The organism is Pelagovum sp. HNIBRBA483 (assembly GCF_040931995.1).
Taxonomy (GTDB): Bacteria; Pseudomonadota; Alphaproteobacteria; order Rhodobacterales; family Rhodobacteraceae; genus JAEPMR01.
Genome location: NZ_CP162412.1, coordinates 2,651,968 through 2,669,289, shown reverse-complemented (window position 1 = coordinate 2,669,289; position 17,322 = coordinate 2,651,968). Strand labels below are relative to the sequence as shown.

The window sequence follows — 17,322 nt, the reverse complement described above, 5'->3', positions numbered from 1 at the left end:
ATGCTTGAAGGACTATTGATCGGGCTGCAAACGGCCTTTTCCATCCAAAACTTGTTGATGGTGATCGGTGGCTGCCTGATTGGTACATTCATCGGCATGCTACCGGGTCTTGGCCCGATGTCGATCATCGCCATCATGATCCCCGTCGCGATCACGCTTGGTGATCCGTCCGCCGCGCTGATCCTGCTGGCAGGGGTCTATTACGGCGCGATTTTTGGCGGCTCAACGTCGTCGATCCTGCTCAATGCGCCGGGTGTCGCGGGGACAGTGGCATCCAGCTTCGATGGCTACCCAATGGCGCGTCAGGGCAAGGCTGGTAAGGCATTGACCATCGCCGCGATCGCGTCCTTTGCGGGCGGGTCGATTGGCGCGGTGCTTCTGATGATTTTCGCGCCCGCGCTTTCGACCGTGGCGCTTCTGTTCCACTCCGCTGAATATTTCGCTTTGATGGTGGTCGGCCTTTCGGCAATCGCCGCTTTTGCGGGGACTGGCAATGTTGCCAAGGCGGTGCTGATGACCCTGCTGGGCCTGATCATGGCAACGGTCGGCGAGGGCGCGCTGTTCAATATGCCACGCTTCACAATGGGGCTGATGGACCTGCAATCGGGCTTTAGTTTCATTACACTTGCGATGGCGATGTTCGCCCTGCCGGAGGCGATGTTCCTTGTCCTCAATCCCGGGCGGTCTGAAACCGGCGATGACGGCGGAAAAATCTCCAACCTGCGGATCTCCCGCGCAGAGGCGCGCAAAATTGCACCAGTGATCGGGCGGCAGTCCATCCAAGGCTTCTTCATTGGCGTATTGCCGGGGGCGGGCGCGACAATCGCGAGCTTCCTTGGCTATGCCGTCGAGCGTAATCTGGCCACCGAGGAAGAGCGCAAGGAGTTTGGCAAAGGCTCGATCAAAGGTTTGGCCGCGCCGGAAACGGCAAATAATGCGGCCTGCACCGGCTCTTTCGTGCCGCTGCTGACGCTCGGCATCCCCGGCTCTGGCACCACGGCCATTCTGCTGGGTGCGCTGATCGCGCTGAATGTCGATCCCGGCCCACGGTTGATGATCGACGAGCCGCAGATCTTCTGGGCGGTGATCATCTCGATGTATATCGGCAACCTGATCCTTTTGGTCCTGAACTTGCCGCTGATTCCCTACATCGCCAAGGTGCTACAAATCCCGCGTAACTACCTGATCCCGTTCATCCTCTTCTTCACGCTGATGGGCAGCTATATCGGGCAGAATAACGCGACCGAATTATTGATCCTCGTTGGATTTGGCATCTGTGCGACGATCCTGCGCTTTGCCGATTATCCGCTGGCGCCGCTCCTGATCGGGTTCATCCTTGGCCGGATGCTGGAAGATAATTTCAGCCGCTCGATGCAGCTTTATGACGGGATTGGTTTCATCCTTGAACGCCCGATGACGCTGGGCCTGTTGGTGATCGCGGCACTGCTGGTGGTGGTGCCAAGCTACCGCGCCCGCCGCGCCCGCGCCCGTGCAAAAGGAGTGGCCGACGGTGACTGATCCCTTAGCGGGGGTGCGTGTTCTTGACCTGGCCAACGTTCTGGCCGGCCCCTATTGCTGCTACCAGTTGGCTCTGATGGGAGCGGAGGTCATCAAGGTCGAGCGCCCTGGCTTGGGGGATCTTGCGCGGGTGCTGGGCGCTGACCCCGAGCGCAACAAACAGGGCATGGGGATCAGCTTTCTGGCGCAGAACGCGGGCAAAAAGTCCGTCACACTGGATATGAAATCCCCGCAGGGCAAGGCGCTTCTAAAACGCCTTGTCGAAAGCGCTGACGTCTTGGTGGAAAATTTTCGCCCCGGTGTGATGGCGCGATTGGGGTTGGATTATGACGCGCTAAAAGAGGTTAACCCGCGCCTGATCTACTGCGCGATCAGCGGTTTCGGGCAGGATGGCCCACGCAAGGATGATCCCGCCTACGACCAGATCGTTCAGGGGATGTCAGGCGTTATGGCGATCACTGGCGGACCAGAAACCGCCCCTTACCGCGTAGGCTACCCGCTGGCCGATACGATTGGCGGCATGACGGCTGCTTTCAGCATCGCCGCGGCGCTGAACGCGCGCCCGCGCGGCGCGTTTTTGGATATCGCGATGACAGAGGCAGTGATTTCCACAATGGGGTGGGTCGTCTCGAATTACCTGATCGGCGGCGTGCTCCCCGCCGCCCACGGCAACGAGAATACGACCTCGGCCCCTTCCGGAACGTTCATCACAGCCGACAAGCCCATCAACATTGCCGCCAATCGTGATAGCCAATGGGAGGACCTTGCCCGCCATCTGGACCGCGAAGATTTGCTGACGCACGCAGATTACCGCACACGCGAGGATCGCAAGCGCAAGCGCAATCGCCATGCGCTACGCGCAGCGCTGGAGGATACGCTGCGCCAGCGACCGGCTGCCGATTGGGTGCGCGAGTTGAACGCGCTAGGCGTTCCGGCGGGAATGGTGCTCTCCGTGCCGGAGGCGCTAGACGACCCGCAAATGCTGGGCAGGGGATTGATCGCGCAGGTTCCGTTCGGGGCAGAAACGCTTGCATTGGCGGGAAGCCCCGCCATGATCGGCGGCAAACGCCCGCAGCCCTCTGGCCCGCCCCCCGCATTGGGCGCGGATAACGACGAGATCTGGCAGTCTCTTGGCCTCAGCGCGGACGAAATCGCAGAATTGAGAAAGGATGGCGTGATATGAGCGATGTGGCGGACTGGTGGCGCACCTCCATCATCGACATGGAGCCGGGACGGATTCACCTCCGTGGGCAGCCGATACAGGATCTCATTGGCACCGTTTCATTTGCCGAGATGATTTGGCTGCTGGTACGCGGGGATCGACCGACGCCAGCACAGGCGCGGCTCTTCGAGGCGGCGTTGGTTTCTGCCGTCGATCATGGGCCGCAAGCGCCGAGCATCGCGGTAGCGCGGATGGCCGTGACCTGCGGCTTGCCGCTGAACAACGCGATGGCGAGCGCGGTGAATATGCTGGGCGACGTGCATGGCGGCGCGGGCGAACAGGCGGTGGAGCTTTATCACTTCATTGAGGCGTCAAACGCCCCGCTGCCCGACGCGCTGGATGATTGGATCGGCGCGCATGGCAAGATCATCCCCGGCTTCGGGCATCGCTTCCACAAGCCCGTCGACCCCCGCGCACCGCGTCTCATGGCGCTGGTGGAAGAGGCCGTTGCCGCTGGAGCCTGCAAAGGCCGCTTCATGGAAATCGGGCGCGGAGTAGAGGCCGAGATCACGCAGCGCAAGGGCCAGCCCTTGCCGATGAATATTGATGGCGCGACGGCGGTGATCTATGCCGAGCTGGGCTTCGCCCCGCCGTTGGCGCGCGGGCTTTTCTGCCTGTCGCGGTCGGTGGGGATATTGGCCCATGCATGGGAGCAGACGGAGCAAGGCGGGCGGAACAAAGGCCCAACGCCGCCGCATTACCGATGGACATATGATGGTGACTAAGGCGCGTGATTTGGCGATTGCGGCGCTCTGCGCTTGGCTGGGCTACATGGTCTTCCTGTGGATCGGCTTTCCTGCCGCACCGCTCACCGGCGCGACAGCGGGGATCACCCTTGCGGCGCTTGCGGGGCTGAAAGCCGATCTGCCCGTCCCGCTGCGCAATGCCTGCATTCTGGGCCTTGGCATCAACATCGGCACAGCGGTCACGCCGGAAGTGCTGCAAGGGATGCTGGCTTGGCCCTTAAGCCTCGCCATCCTGACCCTGTGCGTGTTGGCGATCCTGTTTGCCAGTGCAGCACTGCTACAGCGGCTTTTCGGCTACGATCGGCAAACAGCCATGCTCGCCGCCGCGCCGGGGCATCTGAGCTATGTGCTCGGTATCGCGCTGGCCTCGGGGCGGGATGTGCCGGCGATTGCTGTGATCCAGTCGATCCGTGTGCTGATCCTGACCCTCTGCGTACCGCCGCTGATCAGCGTTGTGTTTGGGGCGACAGGGGTGAGCGTTCTGCCCGAAAATGTGATGGGCCTGTCGTCACTTCTGGGCACGGTCTTGCTCTCCGTTCCAATGGCGCTTGTATTTGCGCGGATCGGGGTGCCTGCGGCATGGCTCATCGCAGGGATGGTCGTCAGCGCGACGGGACATGGCAGCGGCTTTACGCCGGGCCGTTTGCCGGATGCGATGGCCGTGACCGCACTGATGGCGATGGGTATCCTAATCGGCAGCCGCTTTGCCTCCGTCCCTGCGCGGCAGCTTGGCCGCTATATCCTGCCCGGCCTGATGCTCACGGTGGTCGCGATTGGCATGTGTTTGGTGGGGGCTGGGGTTGCCCTGCTTATGCTGGGCGTGCCACCTGGCTTGCTCACCGTCGCATTTGCGCCCGGTGGGGTCGAGGCGATGGCGGCGATTGCGCTCTCGCTCGGCTATGACCCCACGTTCGTTGCGGGGCATCATGTGTTTCGATTATTGGTGCTTTCTGTCGTCATGCCGCTTGTTGTTGGGCGGGTGGGGCGACAGGTGTAGCGCCTCTGGCAGGTGATCGCACCCGCCAGAGGCTTGTCAGGTTCAGATCATCATCCGGCGCGGATCAGCGATCAAGCCTGCCAGATAGGTCATGAAACGGGCGGCATCCGCCCCGTTGATCACACGGTGATCATAGCTCAGATCAAGCGGCACCATCGGCACGGGGCGCGGCGTGTCGCCGTCCCATACGGTGATGGTTTCGGTGCGGGTGATGCCGAGGATCGCCACTTCCGGCGGATTGACGATCGGCGTGAAAGCCGTGCCGCCCAAGCCACCGAGGTTGGAGATTGACATCGAAGCGCCGCCCATCTCGTCGGGTGCGATTTTGCGGGCCTGCGCGCGGCTGGCGAGGTCGGTGATCTCTGCCGCGATTTGCCACAGTCCTTTGCGGTCCGCATCGCGGATCACCGGCACCATCAGCCCGTGCGGCGTGTCCACCGCGATGCCGATATGTACGAAGTCCTTAAGGTAAAGGGTTTCGCCATCCGCCGACAGCGAGGCGTTGAAGCGCGGGAACTCCCGCAAAGCGCGCGCCAGTGCTTTGACGTGGAACGCCAGCGCGGTGAGCTTGACACCCCGCGCGATGGCCTCGCCCTTCCATGCCTTGCGCAGCGCTTCGATGCCCGAGACATCGGCGCGGTCATGGTGCGTCACTTGCGGGATGAGCTGGTTGGCCGCTGACAGGTTCGCGCTGGCGACCTTGGCAAAACGGCTCATCGGCTCCTCTGTCACCGGCCCGTACTGGCTGTGATCGACGTTCCAGTAGGACGTCCCCGCCGCAGGTGCCGCCGCCGCTGCCGCAGGGGTGGTGGTGCCTTCCAGATCCTCACGGCCGATGGTCGTGCGGCCCAGCTTCTTGGCGAGCGCGTCGATATCAATCCCCTTTTCCTGCGCGAGAACGCGCACAGAGGGGGAGGCTATTGTCTCGGACATTTTTCGCCCCTACCAGCTTGCAGAGATGTACTGCGTTTCCATGAATTCGAGCATGCCCTCATGGCCGCCTTCGCGCCCGAGGCCCGATTGCTTGGTGCCGCCGAACGGCGCTGCCGGATCGCTGACGAGGCCACGGTTCAGCCCGACCATGCCGTAGTCCAGCCGCTCGCAAACCTGAAGCGCGCGCTTGAAGTCCTCAGAGAAGACATAGGCAACAAGCCCGTATTCGGTATCATTGGCGCGGCGGATCACGTCTTCCTGATCGGTGAAGGTCTGGATCGCGGCTACTGGTCCGAAGATCTCGTCACGCACGCATTCTGCGTTTTCTGGCACGTTCGACAGAACGGTCGGCGGGTAGAAGAAGCCCTTGCCGTTCGGGGTCGAGCCACCGCATTCGACCTTTGCGCCTTTGGCGACAGCATCAGCCACGAACTCGGCGACCTTGTCGCGGGTGTCGGCATTGACGAGCGGGCCAACATCGACGCTCGGGTCAGTTCCGTCGCCCACTTTCAGCGCTTCCATGCGCTCGGTCAGGCGGCGGGTGAATTCTTCCGCCACGTCCTCATGCACATAGATACGGTTGGCGGCCGTGCAGGCCTCACCGAGGTTGCGCATCTTGGCGAGCATGGTGCCTTCGATGGCGGTATCCATGTCGGCATCGTCAAATACGATACAAGGCGCGTTGCCACCCAGCTCCATCGCCGGTTTCAACACCTGATCGGCAGCGGAATGCAGCAGCTTGCGACCGACGCCAGTGGAGCCGGTGAAGCTGACAACGCGCACGCGCGGGTCATGCAGCATATGGTCGACAAGCGCGCCTGTGCGCTTCGAAGGCAGCACGTTGACGAGGCCAGCCGGAACGCCTGCTTCTTCCAAGAGCGGCATCAGCGCCAGCATGGTCAGCGGGGTCTCGGAGGCAGGTTTGATGATCACACCGCAACCAGCGGCCAGCGCTGGAGCGATCTTGCGGGTGCCCATCGCAGCGGGGTAGTTCCACGGCGTGACCAGCACAGCGAGGCCCGCAGGCTTGTGCTGCACCATGATCCGTGCGCCGGAGGCGGGCGCATGGGTAATCAGGCCATCGGCACGAACAGCTTCTTCGGCAAACCAGCGGAAGAACTCGGCGGCATAGGTCGCTTCGCCCATCGCGTCTGTGCGGGCTTTGCCGTTTTCCAGCGTGATCAGATGCGCGAAATGGTCGAGCTTCGCGGTCATCAGCTCCCATGCCTTGCGCAGCACCTCAGAGCGTTGGCGCGGCGTGCGAGCGGCCCAGTCGGCCATCGCGGCTTCGGCGGCATCGAGCGCGGCATCGGCATCGGCGATATCTGCGGAGGCGACAGAGGCGAGCACCTCTTCGGTGGCGGGGTTGATCACGTCAAACCGCTCGCCGTTGCCTTTGCTCCAGCTGCCGTTGATGTAGAGATCGGTATAATCCATGGGATCGGCCTTTCAGGTCAGAGCAGGTGGCGCATGGGCATTTCCATGCGGCCTGCGAATTCGGAAATCAGGGCGATGGCTGCTGCCGGAGCAAGCTGGCCGCCGCCGTATTCGAGCGTGATCGACAGCCCGTCGCCATCGTTGCCGATGGTCAGAACTGGTGCCGCCTCGGCACCGGTCGCAACGGAGGTAATCCGCGAGCCACGGATGTCACGGATGATCAGATCCGCTTGGGCTTCGTCCTCGGAGGCTGCCGCCGCGCCAAGGCGCGGAAGATCAGGGTTCACATACTGGCGGCTTTGGCCGAAACGTTCAACCGCGACCACCAGATCAGCTGTATCACCGCGCAGGCTCGCTGCGCCAAGACCGGCCAGCAGGCTGTCGCCATCGGTGAGGCCGCCCTCGGACGCGGCCCAGCTAGCGAAAGCGGCGAAGCCGTCTGTCTCTGCACGCGCGGTAAGGCGCGCGGCAGCAGCGACACCGGCCACAGCAGCGGTTTGCGTTTGTGGTGCCGGAAGCGCGGCGAGGGTGTCGAGATCCTTGACGTGATAAGGCTGCGGATAGCCTTCGCTCACGAGCCGGTTCAGGTCTAATCCGCGTTCAGCCGCCAAGCGGCGTGCCTTGGGTGAGGCGAGAACTTTGCCTCCGCTCACCACTGGCGCAGGCGCTCTTGCAGGTGCCGGAGCGGGTGCCGGAGTGGCTTCTGCCTTTGCAGGCGTGGGAGCCGGTTCTGCCGGTGCGGGCGCGGCAGGAGCCGCCGCACCAGCCGCATAAGCGCGGCGCATCGGGTTGGCTGGGGCGTCACTGGAAATGATCGCCACCGTTTCACCCACCGGCACATCGTCACCGGCTTCGGCAAGGAGCGCGGCCAGATAGCCGTCTTGCCCTGCCGGAACTTCGACGGTGCTCTTGTCGGTTTCCACTTCGAACAGCACATCATCCGCGGCGATCTTGTCGCCTGGCTCTTTTTGCCAGCTAACGATCAGACCGGTGTCCTGCGCCATGCCCAGTGCGGGCATGATCACCGCGTTACCTTCGGGCACATCGCTTGCCGCTGCGTCCGCGCTAGGCGCTGCGTCGGCGCTGGGCGCCGCGGTCGCCGGAGCGTCCGTGCTGCCCTCGGCGGTTTCGGAGATCAGCGCAATCACTCGGCCCACGGGCACATCCTGCCCCTCGGACGCGGTGACGTTGGTCAGGAAGCCGGCGGCTTGTGCCTCGACTTCCATCGTGGCTTTGTCGGTTTCCACCTCGAAGAGCGCATCCCCCTCCGCGACAGGCTCACCTGCCTGTTTGATCCAGCGCACGAGCACGCCGCTGTCTTGCGCCATGCCGAGAGCCGGCATGATGACGTCATGCGGCATTGATCATCTCCCCTGCGCACAGCTTGCGCGCATTCTCCACAACGCCTTCTGGCGTCGGTACGGTGATGTCTTCCAGTGCGGGGCTGAACGGCACCGGCACATCCATCGCACCCATCCGCAGCACCGGCGCATCAAGGTGGTAGAATGCCTTCTCGTTCAGGCGCGATGCGATCTCGCTGGTCACGCCATAGCTCTGGTGGCCTTCGTCGATCACGATGGCGCGGGAGGTCTTCTTGACGCTTTCAACGAGCGTTTTCTCGTCCAGCGGCACAATCGTGCGCGGGTCGATGACCTCGGCGCTGATGCCTTCAGCGGCCAACATCTCGGCAGCTTTTTCGGCAACCTGCACCATCGACGAGGTTGCGATCAGGGTGATGTCGGAGCCTTCGCGCTTGATGTTGGCTTCGCCAAACGGGATCAGATATTCCTCTTCGGGAACTTCGGCCTTGTCCTGATACATCAGCTTGTCTTCGAAGATCACAACAGGGTTGTTGTCGCGGATCGCTGTCTTGAGCAGGCCTTTGGCTTCATAAGCTGAGGAAGGCAGCGCCACCTTCAGCCCCGGAATATGCGCAACGAGCGCCTGAAGCGACTGGCTGTGCTGCGCGGCCGAACGGCGCGTCGCGCCAAGGTTGGTGCGCACCACCAGCGGCACGTTCAGCTTACCGCCAGACATGTAGTGCGTCTTGGCAGCCTGATTGCAGAGCTGGTCCATGATCAGGAAGATGAAGTCGCCGAACATCAGGTCAACGACAGGGCGCGAGCCGGTCATTGCCGCACCTACGGCCATGCCCATAAAACCCGGCTCGGCGATTGGCGTGTCGATCACGCGGTCGGTGCCGAACTCCTCGACCAAGCCGGAGAGGATCTTGAACGGCGTACCTGCTTCGGCCACGTCCTCACCAATGATGAAGACGGTTTCGTCGCGGCGGAGTTCTTCGGCCAGTGCTTCGTTGACGGCCTGCGAAAGGGTAATGCTTCTCATCTTGTCTCTCCTCAGTCCGCAAACACATGCATGTCCACTTCGGACGCATCGGGGTATTTTGCATTCAGCGCATATTCGACGGCGGCTTCCGCATCCGCCTTGATCTCGGCGTTCATCGCTTCGATCTCTTCTTCAGTGGCGATGCCTTGCTCCACGAGATAGCCGCGGAAGCGGATGATCGGATCACGGTTTTCCTTCCAATCCTTCTCTTCGTCCTTGGAGCGGTAGTATTCGCGGTTGATGTCGCCAACGTGGTGGCCGTGATAGCGGTAGGTCATCAATTCGATGAAGAACGGGCCTTCGCCCTTGCGGCAGCGGGCCACCAGCTTCTGCGCCAGATCGTTGACGGCGAGCACGTCCTGCCCGTCGATCTGGAACGCTTCCATGCCGAACGCCTCAGCGCGCGCGGTGATCGAACCGGCAGCGATTTCATCGGTGCGGGTGTATTCGGAATAGCCGTTGTTTTCACACGCGTAGATGACAGGCAGGTTCCACAGCGCGGCCATGTTCATCACTTCGTACATCAGGCCTTGCGCCGTGGCGCCATCGCCAAAGAAGCAGACGGTCACATCATCGGAGCCTTGCAGCTTTGCCCGCAGCGCGGAGCCGGTGGCGATGCCCATCGAGCCGCCGACGATGGCGTTGGCGCCAAGGTTGCCGTGGCTCTGGTCCGCGATATGCATGGAGCCGCCCTTGCCGCGGCAATAGCCTTCTTCCTTGCCCAGCAGTTCGCAGAACATTTCTTTGAACTCCGCGCCTTTGGCGACGCAATGGCCGTGGCCACGGTGGGTGGAGGTGATGCGGTCACTGTCGGTCAGCGCCTCGCAAATGCCCACGGCAACGGCTTCCTCGCCGGAATACATATGCGTCAGGCCAGGCATCTTGGCAGAGAGGTACAGCTGGTTCGCGTTGTCCTCGAAGGAGCGGATACGCACCATCTGGCGATACATGCGCAGATAGTCTTCCGTGTTGGTCTTGGCTTTTTTGGCGGGGCTCATGGCAATGTCCTTGGGAAGAGTTTGCCGGGCGCGTCTTTCGCGCCCGGCCAGTGGTCTTAGTAGCGGTTGGCGATCGGCAGTTCTTCGGCGGGGAAGAGGCTGATCACCTCGCAGCCGGTTTCCGTCACGACAACCTCTTCCTCGATCCGCGCGGCGGAGTAGCCGTCGGCGGCGGGGCAGTAGGTTTCCAGCGCGAACACCATGCCGGTCTGGATCTCCATCGGGTGGTCCATGCTGACCGCGCGGGAGATGATCGGGCGCTCGTGCAGCGCAAGGCCCAGCCCGTGACCGAATTGCAGACCAAAGGCCTGATCTTCGCTGGCGAAGCCCAGTTCTTGCGCGGTCGGCCAGACTGCGGCCACCTTATCGGTGGTGACACCCGGTTTGATCATCTGGATCGAAGCGTCGATCCATTCGCGCGCCTTCACATAGGCATCGTTCTGCGCGGGCGTTGCACGACCGACGTTGAAGGTCCGATAGTAGCAGGTGCGATAGCCCTGATAGGATTGCAGAATATCGAAGAACGCCTGATCACCCGGGCGGATCATACGATCCGAGAAGTTGTGCGGGTGCGGGTTGCAGCGCTCGCCGGAAATGGCGTTGATCGCTTCCACGTCATCCGAGCCCATCTCGTAGAGCATCTTGTTCGACAGGGCGACGATGTCGTTCTCGCGCACGCCCGGCTTCAGCTCTTCGTAAATCATGTGATAGACGCCATCGACCATCGAGGCAGCCTGCGTCAGAAGCTGGATTTCGTCCCAGTTCTTGATCTCACGGGCGGCGAGCATGATCTGCTGGCCGTCGACCACGTTCAGGCCTTCTTCCTGAAGGGCGTGGAACATCGCGGTTTCGGCGTAGTCCACACCGACCGGCATATCGCCCATGCCGGCGTCGCGGATCAGGCCCGCGATCTGCTTGGCGTATTTCTTCATCAGGCCGAACTCGGGCGGGATCGTGCCGCGCATGCCAACAACGCCAGCAAGGCAGTGATCCGGCTCAAGCCAGTCGGAGTGCAGCTTGTGGTGCGCCGCAGCGGAGCCGAAATCCCACACATAGGGGCTGTCATCGCCGGTCAGCAGGCAGAAACGGCACATCTTGTCCCGCTCCCACTCACCGATCTTGGTGGCGGAGACGTAGCGGATGTTGTTCACATCGAACAACAGCAGCGTGCCGGCGTTCGAGTTCTGAAGCGCTTGGCGGGTCCGCGCCAAACGGTAGCGACGCAGGCGGTCATGGTCGATCCGGCGTTCGAAATCGACAGACATGTGACCCCAAGCGGGGAGACGGTCCCGCCATTCCCAGTTGGGTTCGAGATCCTGAGGTGTCAGGAGGTTCGGCATAAGTGCGCGTGACATGAGTTGCTCCTTCTGCGGCGGGCCGCATGTTGAGGGTGTGCTAGTCTAAAAGAGGCGACGGGCCGTTACCGGCCCGCCTGATTAAGCAAGGGCAGTGGGTTACTTTGTGACCCAGCCACCATCGATCGAGATCATCTGGCCGGTCATGTAATCGCTGTCGTCCGATGCAAGGAACGACGCGGTGCCGACGATGTCATTGGGGTAGGATACGCGCTTGATGACGAGGTTGTTGGCGACGATGTCGTCATAAGCCTGACCTGCGCGCTCCTTGAAGCCGATCTCGACGAGGTCTTTGTCCAGCTGTTCCCAAAGCGGGGTCACAACAACGCCCGGCGCATAGCCGTTGACGGTGATGTTGTGCTCGGCAAGGCCCAGCGCGCCACATTCGGTCAGCGCGAGGCAGCCATACTTCGAGGTACAGTAAACCGTCACATCAACCAGCGGCTTGCGGCTGGCGATGGAGCCCACGTTGATCAGCTTGTAGGGGTGATCTTCCATCGGGCCTTGAGCGATCATCTGCTTGGCAGTTTCCTGCATGCCGAGCCACATCGCCTTGGTGTTGACGTTCATGATCATGTCCCAGTTATCTTCATCGATATCCATGAAGAAGCGGGGCTTGTTCAGGCCAGCGTTAAAAAGGCCAACATTGATGCTGCCGAAGGCTTCGACAGTGGCAGCCACCGCAGCGGCGTTGTCGTCGCGCTTGGTCACGTCCATCTTGACCGCAATCGCCTTGCCATTGCCTTTGGCATTGATGGCATCTGCGACTTTCTGCGCTTCGTCGAGATCGAGATCACCAACACAAACATTGGCGCCCTGCGCAGCGAAGGCTTCGGCATTGGCCGCGCCCATGCCGCGGGCAGCGCCGGTGATCAGGATGTTCTTTCCGTTAAGGCGATTGGGGTCCATGGTATCCTCCCTAAGTGACCGTCTTCATCATTGCTTGTTCCGCACGCGCTTGTGCGCGGGCGAGCGCTTCACGCGGGCTGTGTACACCGCGCAGCATGTCGTGGATTTCGTGGCCGCAGATCTGGATGATGTCCGAGATTTGCGGAATTGGCGGGCGCGGCCAGAATTGCAGTTCGTCGCGCCACGACATCTGGTCCACCGTTTCGAAAATCGGAGACAGGCGGCGCACTTCCGGATCGGCACCCACCGAGTAGCGGGGCGCCGTGCGGCTGCCGTTTTGAACATAAAGCTTTTGCGATTCTGGCGAGGTGAAGGCCGTCAGCGCCTCGACCGTTTCTGCCACGCGCTCCTGAGCGAGGTTTGCCGGAATGCAGAAAATGTAGCCTCCGACAGGCGCAATCGGTGCGCCGCTTGGCCCGTGCGGGTGCGGCAGGTATCCGGTGTTGTCATAGGCGGGCGAGCTTGGGTCCAGCTCGAAATACGGCGCCAGCAGCGTGTAGCCATAAGCCATCGCGATCTTGCCCGCCGCATAGGGGCGCACCCGCTCGTACCATGACATCGACAGGATGTCGGGCGGCGAGTAATCCAGCAGTGCCAGCAGATATTCGGCGGCCTCGCGACCGCGCTCGGTGTCGATCGTCGGGCGCAGATCATCACGGTTCAGGTGGTCCGCGTCGTAGCCGCCAGCGATTTCGGGCAGGTTGACGATGGGCTGGCCGAAATCGGCGCAAGTCATCATGAACGTATGGCCCAACGCCGTTCCGCGCGCGGCATTCCACGCAACGCCGTAGCGCCCGTGACGGGGATCATGCAGCACTTTCGCGGCTTCCAGCACCGCTTGCGTTGTTGTCGGCGGGGCCAGTCCGGCTTCGGCAAACCAGTCGCGGCGGTAGAACATCAGCTCCGGCGTCGTCTGGCTGGGGACGCCATAAGGCACGCCATCCCAATGCGCGGCGCGCCAACCGGCGGTATGGAAATCGCTCGGGTCGAGGCGATCCACATCCATCACTTCGTTCAGCGGCTTGACGATCCCCTTGGTGACAAACTCGCCCAGCCAAGGCAGATCCACGGCAATCAGATCATAGCGGCTGGTGGTGCGGGTCGCGTTGCGGAGCGCCTCTTCGCGGAGGCGGTCAATCGAAAACGCGCGTTGATTGATCTTGGTGCCGATCAATTGCTCGAACTGACGCTTGAGGTTCTCCATCACCATGAAGGTCGGATCGCCATGTACCAGTATCCGCAATCCGCCTTGTAGCTTTAGTGGCGATGGCATGACTTGTGGCGGGCTGATCAGCCCCTGACCGGGTTGGTAGGAACCACCAAAATAGTAGTCAGTCGTTTCCGCACTGCTGCGGGATTTGCCAAAAATGCTGTTGCCGAGCCTGTTGAGGCGGTCGGCCAACTCGCTCCAGCGGGTCAACATCTGTTCGCTGGGATGAAGCGAGAAGCTCTTGCCCGAACGGGTGCGCGGGCGCTGCTCTATCAGCCCCGAGGCTTGCAGCTCTGCGAGGCGGCGCGTGGCCGTTGCATACGGCACACCAGATGCAGCAACCAGCGAGGAGGCTGTTACGATGCGCCCGTCCAAATGACTGCGCAGCAGATGCAGGCTCATGTTGAGGTACGGATTTGGCGCTGTCGGATCGAGCGAGCTGTCCACCTCAAGGCACAGCTGTTCGAGAAAAGACACAACCGTCTCAAGCTCTGGGCCAGCTCGGTGTACATCCGAACTGTATCCAGACTGGATAGTATGTGTCCTCGACTGCGTGTTCATTTTGTCCGCTATGAATATTTTGGGCTGAGGCAGGCTGGTACGACTCACATTCGCGCTCCTAAAATGTCCAAGTTGATATCCATACCACAGGGGGCAGATATCCAAAATGAATATCAGAATATTCAAAATGAACAAATTTGACAGGAGGTTGTCTCAAAAAATCCGCGATGGATATTGGCAGATTGCAGCGGGGGCGATTCCCCCATCGCAGAAGAGGGCGATTGCAATCGTGAACTGAATTCTACGGGAGGAACCCAAATGAAATCTTTGACAAAAGCAGCACTCGTCTGCACCACCGCGATGATCGGTACCGCAGCCGCAGCTGAAACATACACGATCGGCATCACTCAGAACAACGTGGGCGTCGACAGCTACCAGACCACCTACGAGAAAGCCTTCATCGCAGCAGCAGAAGCCAACCCCGACGTAGAGGTTGTTGTTCTGGACGCTGGCGGCGACGTTGCCCGCCAGATCGCTCAGATGGAAGACCTGATCCAGCAGGAAGTTGACGCGATCATCATCTGGCCGACCAACGGTGAAGCCGTTATCCCCGCTGTGCGTAAAGCGCATCAGGCCGATATCCCGGTCGTTGTCACCAACTCCAACATCGCAGAAGCCGGCTTCGACTTCGTCGCTTCCTTCTCCGGTCCGGACAACATCACACAGGGTATCCGCTCCGCAGAGATCATGTGTGACAAGTTCAAGGAAATGGGCATCGAAAACGAAGCCAAAGTTGTGCACATCACTGGCCAGCCGGGCTACACCACTGCTATCGAGCGCGCCAAGGGCTTCAACGACCGCCTGCCGGAAGTTTGCCCGAACGTCGAGCAGATCGACCAGCAGCCGGGCGACTGGAACCGCGAGAAGTCCCAGCAGGTCATGGAAGCCTTCCTCGTCAAGTATGACGACATCGACGGCGTCTATGCTGGCGACGACAACATGGGCGTTGGCGCTCTGAACGCAGCACGCGCTGCTGGCCGCGAAGGCATCATCTTCGTAGGCGCAACCAACTTCGCAGTTGGCTACGAAGCAATGGCCGCTGGCGAATACTGGGGTTCCATCTACCAGTCGCCGGTTGACGACGCTGAAGCCGCTCTTAAGACCGCTATTGACCTCCTCAATGGTGAAGAGCTGCCGTTCCTGAACTACTTCGACACTCCGAAGATCACTCAGGACAACATGGATCAGTTCACCAAGCCGGTATTCTGATACTCTCCCAGAGCAGTGGGGTGCCCGTCAAAGGGCACCCCATTCTTTGATTTTACGACATTATTGGAGGTAGCGATGGGGCGTGTTCAGGGACGTTCATGCATCGTAACGGGTGCTGCTCAGGGTATCGGACGCGCCATCGGAGAGGCGTTGATCGACGAAGGTGCAGATGTCTGTTTCGCTGATATCAACGCGGAAAAAGTCGCCCAGGTCGTTGCCGAAAATGAAGCGCGTGCCGCAGAGGCGGGCGTCAAGATTACCCATGCTGCCGTCGACGTGACCAACCGTGAACAGGTCCGCGCGATGATCGCACATGCGGTTTCCGTCTTTGGCAAGCTCGACGTCAAATTCAACAATGCCGGCGTCAACAAGCCGATGAATTTCCTCGATGTAACCGAGGATAACTGGAATTTTATTATGGGGATCAACGGGCTCGGCTGCATGATCGGCATGCAGGAAGCCGCGAAGCAAATGATCGCCCAAGGCACAGGCGGGAAGATCATTAACACCGCGTCGATCGCCAGCCGCCAAGGTTTCGATAACGTTGCTCCCTATTGCGCCTCGAAGTGGGCCGTGGTTTCCTTGACGCAGTCAGGTGCGCGGGATCTTGCGAAGCACAACATCACCGTCACCGGCTTCGCGCCCGGCGTGGTGGCCACAGAAATGTGGGAAGAGGTCGACCGCGACCTCATGGCCATCGGTGCCGCCGAACGCCCAGGACAGGCGATGGAGGAGTTTTCTGCCGAGATCCTGAGGGGGCGCGTCGCACGACCGGACGACATTACCGGAACGACCACGTTCCTTGCGTCCAAAGACAGTGACTACATGACCGGCCAGATCGTAATGATCGACGGTGGAATGACCTTGGTCTGATCTTACAGACCACTCGGGAGGAGGAAGATTTTATGGCTGAGCTGACAAAGAAATCAGTTGGCGGGCTTTTGGCCCGTCAGGGGATTTTGGTGGCTTTCGTGCTGTTCATGATCGGTTTCGCGATCGCGAATGACCGATTTCTGGCTGTTGATAACGTATTCGGGGTGATCCGGTCATCCGCCATTCTTGGGGTCATGGCCTTGGGTGTGACCTTCGTGGTGATCGGCGGAAACCTTGACCTCTCGGTGGGGTCGATGATGTCGTTCTCTACGATTGTGGTCTTGGACCTGCATGACAAGTTAGGACCGACGCTCGCAATCCCCGCGATGTTTGCGATGACGCTCTGCCTCGGGGCCTTCATCGGCTTCCTTGTGGGGTATTTGAAGCTGAATTCACTGATTGTAACCTTAGGCATGCTCTCCGCCATTCACGGCCTGACACTGACCTACTCGGGCGGCAAGAACATGGACATTGCCGATAAGGAAGGCACTTGGTTCAGTGTGTTTGGTCAGGGTTCGATCGCTGGTATTCCGGTCCCGATCATTATGTTTGCGGTTTTGGCAATCGTCCTGTCGATTATTTTGACCCGCACCCCCTTCGGGCGGAAGGTTTACGCGGTGGGTGGCAACGGCACCGCCGCGACCTTCTCGGGCATTCCGCGCGCGCGGGTTGTGTTCATGACCTACATGATCTCGGCCTTCTGCGTCGCTACAGCCGGACTGATCCAAGCCAGCCGCTCGCTGGGCAGCCAAAACACCGTCGGGCAGGGCATGGAGCTTGAAGTGCTCGCCGCTGTTATCCTTGGTGGTGCCTCGCTCTTGGGTGGCTCTGGTACCGTGTTCAAGACCGTGATCGGCGTGCTGATCCTCGGCTTCATCCAGAATGGCCTGCTGCTCGTCGGATTGGAGTTCTACGTCCAGTATGTTGTGACTTGGGTCATCATCATCCTCGCCGTGTGGCTCGACATCGCTGCGAAGCGTGGCCGCCTGTTGTCACCGATTGCCTGAG

15 protein-coding genes are annotated in these 17,322 nt (G+C 61.0%); 7 read left to right on the top strand and 8 right to left on the bottom strand.

Features of this window, described 5'->3' with window-relative positions; all coding sequences use genetic code 11:
- The 4 genes from AB1E42_RS13060 to AB1E42_RS13045 are packed head-to-tail and all read left to right on the top strand — an operon-like array spanning nt 1 to nt 4,483.
- Nucleotides 1-1,518, top strand: coding sequence for a tripartite tricarboxylate transporter permease (locus AB1E42_RS13060; protein WP_368344671.1), 1,518 nt, complete (start codon nt 1-3; stop codon nt 1,516-1,518).
- Nucleotides 1,511-2,701 (top strand): CaiB/BaiF CoA transferase family protein, encoded by a 1,191-nt coding sequence (locus AB1E42_RS13055; protein ID WP_368344670.1) that lies wholly within the window; start codon nt 1,511-1,513, stop codon nt 2,699-2,701. Before AB1E42_RS13060 ends, AB1E42_RS13055 begins: the two co-directional genes overlap by 8 nt.
- Nucleotides 2,698-3,465, top strand: coding sequence for a citryl-CoA lyase (locus AB1E42_RS13050; protein ID WP_368344669.1), 768 nt, complete (start codon nt 2,698-2,700; stop codon nt 3,463-3,465). Before AB1E42_RS13055 ends, AB1E42_RS13050 begins: the two co-directional genes overlap by 4 nt.
- A complete protein-coding gene (locus AB1E42_RS13045) occupies nt 3,452-4,483 on the top strand; it encodes an AbrB family transcriptional regulator (RefSeq protein ID WP_368344668.1) in 1,032 nt (343 codons plus the stop codon). Before AB1E42_RS13050 ends, AB1E42_RS13045 begins: the two co-directional genes overlap by 14 nt.
- 42 nt (nt 4,484-4,525) lie before the next feature.
- Here AB1E42_RS13045 and AB1E42_RS13040 read toward each other — a convergent pair whose 3' ends face one another.
- The 8 genes from AB1E42_RS13040 to AB1E42_RS13005 form a co-directional block, all read right to left on the bottom strand.
- Nucleotides 4,526-5,416 (bottom strand): 2-oxo acid dehydrogenase subunit E2, encoded by an 891-nt coding sequence (locus tag AB1E42_RS13040; RefSeq protein ID WP_368344667.1) that lies wholly within the window; start codon nt 5,414-5,416, stop codon nt 4,526-4,528.
- A gap of 9 nt (nt 5,417-5,425) precedes the next feature.
- Nucleotides 5,426-6,853, bottom strand: a complete 1,428-nt coding sequence (locus AB1E42_RS13035; RefSeq protein WP_368344666.1) for an NAD-dependent succinate-semialdehyde dehydrogenase — start codon at nt 6,851-6,853, stop codon at nt 5,426-5,428.
- Nucleotides 6,854-6,870: 17 nt separating this feature from the next.
- Nucleotides 6,871-8,214, bottom strand: coding sequence for a biotin/lipoyl-containing protein (locus tag AB1E42_RS13030; RefSeq protein ID WP_368344665.1), 1,344 nt, complete (start codon nt 8,212-8,214; stop codon nt 6,871-6,873).
- Nucleotides 8,204-9,199, bottom strand: coding sequence for an alpha-ketoacid dehydrogenase subunit beta (locus AB1E42_RS13025; protein WP_368344664.1), 996 nt, complete (start codon nt 9,197-9,199; stop codon nt 8,204-8,206). Before AB1E42_RS13025 ends, AB1E42_RS13030 begins: the two co-directional genes overlap by 11 nt.
- 11 nt (nt 9,200-9,210) lie before the next feature.
- Nucleotides 9,211-10,197, bottom strand: a complete 987-nt coding sequence (locus AB1E42_RS13020; RefSeq protein ID WP_368344663.1) for a thiamine pyrophosphate-dependent dehydrogenase E1 component subunit alpha — start codon at nt 10,195-10,197, stop codon at nt 9,211-9,213.
- Between the two features lie 56 nt (nt 10,198-10,253).
- A complete protein-coding gene (locus AB1E42_RS13015) occupies nt 10,254-11,552 on the bottom strand; it encodes a M24 family metallopeptidase (RefSeq protein ID WP_368344662.1) in 1,299 nt (432 codons plus the stop codon).
- Nucleotides 11,553-11,651: 99 nt separating this feature from the next.
- On the bottom strand, nt 11,652-12,461 hold the full coding sequence (locus AB1E42_RS13010) for an SDR family NAD(P)-dependent oxidoreductase (protein WP_368344661.1): 810 nt from the start codon (nt 12,459-12,461) through the stop codon (nt 11,652-11,654).
- Nucleotides 12,462-12,471: 10 nt separating this feature from the next.
- Nucleotides 12,472-14,232, bottom strand: a complete 1,761-nt coding sequence (locus tag AB1E42_RS13005) for an extracellular solute-binding protein (RefSeq protein ID WP_368344660.1) — start codon at nt 14,230-14,232, stop codon at nt 12,472-12,474.
- Between the two features lie 258 nt (nt 14,233-14,490).
- On the opposite strand from AB1E42_RS13005, the gene AB1E42_RS13000 reads away from it, so the two are divergent.
- The 3 genes from AB1E42_RS13000 (at nt 14,491) to AB1E42_RS12990 (ending at nt 17,321) form a co-directional block, all read left to right on the top strand.
- Complete coding sequence (locus AB1E42_RS13000) at nt 14,491-15,441, top strand: sugar ABC transporter substrate-binding protein (RefSeq protein ID WP_368344659.1); 951 nt, start codon at nt 14,491-14,493, stop codon at nt 15,439-15,441.
- A gap of 75 nt (nt 15,442-15,516) precedes the next feature.
- Entirely contained in the window at nt 15,517-16,314 is a 798-nt protein-coding gene (locus AB1E42_RS12995; protein WP_368344658.1) for an SDR family oxidoreductase, read from the top strand.
- A 32-nt stretch (nt 16,315-16,346) separates the two neighbouring features.
- Nucleotides 16,347-17,321 (top strand): ABC transporter permease, encoded by a 975-nt coding sequence (locus AB1E42_RS12990; protein ID WP_368344657.1) that lies wholly within the window; start codon nt 16,347-16,349, stop codon nt 17,319-17,321.
- Nucleotide 17,322: the final 1 nt, after the last annotated feature.

Excerpts from the sequence above, each read along its gene's own strand:
- AB1E42_RS13060 (WP_368344671.1), top strand. The coding sequence starts at position 1 with ATGCTTGAAGGACTATTGATCGGGCTGCAAACGGCCTTTTCCATCCAA.
- AB1E42_RS13050 (WP_368344669.1), top strand. The coding sequence starts at position 2,698 with ATGAGCGATGTGGCGGACTGGTGGCGCACCTCCATCATCGACATGGAG.
- AB1E42_RS13045 (WP_368344668.1), top strand. The coding sequence starts at position 3,452 with ATGATGGTGACTAAGGCGCGTGATTTGGCGATTGCGGCGCTCTGCGCT.
- AB1E42_RS13040 (WP_368344667.1), bottom strand. The coding sequence starts at position 5,416 with ATGTCCGAGACAATAGCCTCCCCCTCTGTGCGCGTTCTCGCGCAGGAA.
- AB1E42_RS13035 (WP_368344666.1), bottom strand. The coding sequence starts at position 6,853 with ATGGATTATACCGATCTCTACATCAACGGCAGCTGGAGCAAAGGCAAC.
- AB1E42_RS13030 (WP_368344665.1), bottom strand. The coding sequence starts at position 8,214 with ATGCCGCATGACGTCATCATGCCGGCTCTCGGCATGGCGCAAGACAGC.
- AB1E42_RS13025 (WP_368344664.1), bottom strand. The coding sequence starts at position 9,199 with ATGAGAAGCATTACCCTTTCGCAGGCCGTCAACGAAGCACTGGCCGAA.
- AB1E42_RS13020 (WP_368344663.1), bottom strand. The coding sequence starts at position 10,197 with ATGAGCCCCGCCAAAAAAGCCAAGACCAACACGGAAGACTATCTGCGC.
- AB1E42_RS13015 (WP_368344662.1), bottom strand. The coding sequence starts at position 11,552 with ATGTCACGCGCACTTATGCCGAACCTCCTGACACCTCAGGATCTCGAA.
- AB1E42_RS13010 (WP_368344661.1), bottom strand. The coding sequence starts at position 12,461 with ATGGACCCCAATCGCCTTAACGGAAAGAACATCCTGATCACCGGCGCT.
- AB1E42_RS13005 (WP_368344660.1), bottom strand. The coding sequence starts at position 14,232 with ATGAACACGCAGTCGAGGACACATACTATCCAGTCTGGATACAGTTCG.
- AB1E42_RS13000 (WP_368344659.1), top strand. The coding sequence starts at position 14,491 with ATGAAATCTTTGACAAAAGCAGCACTCGTCTGCACCACCGCGATGATC.
- AB1E42_RS12995 (WP_368344658.1), top strand. The coding sequence starts at position 15,517 with ATGGGGCGTGTTCAGGGACGTTCATGCATCGTAACGGGTGCTGCTCAG.
- AB1E42_RS12990 (WP_368344657.1), top strand. The coding sequence starts at position 16,347 with ATGGCTGAGCTGACAAAGAAATCAGTTGGCGGGCTTTTGGCCCGTCAG.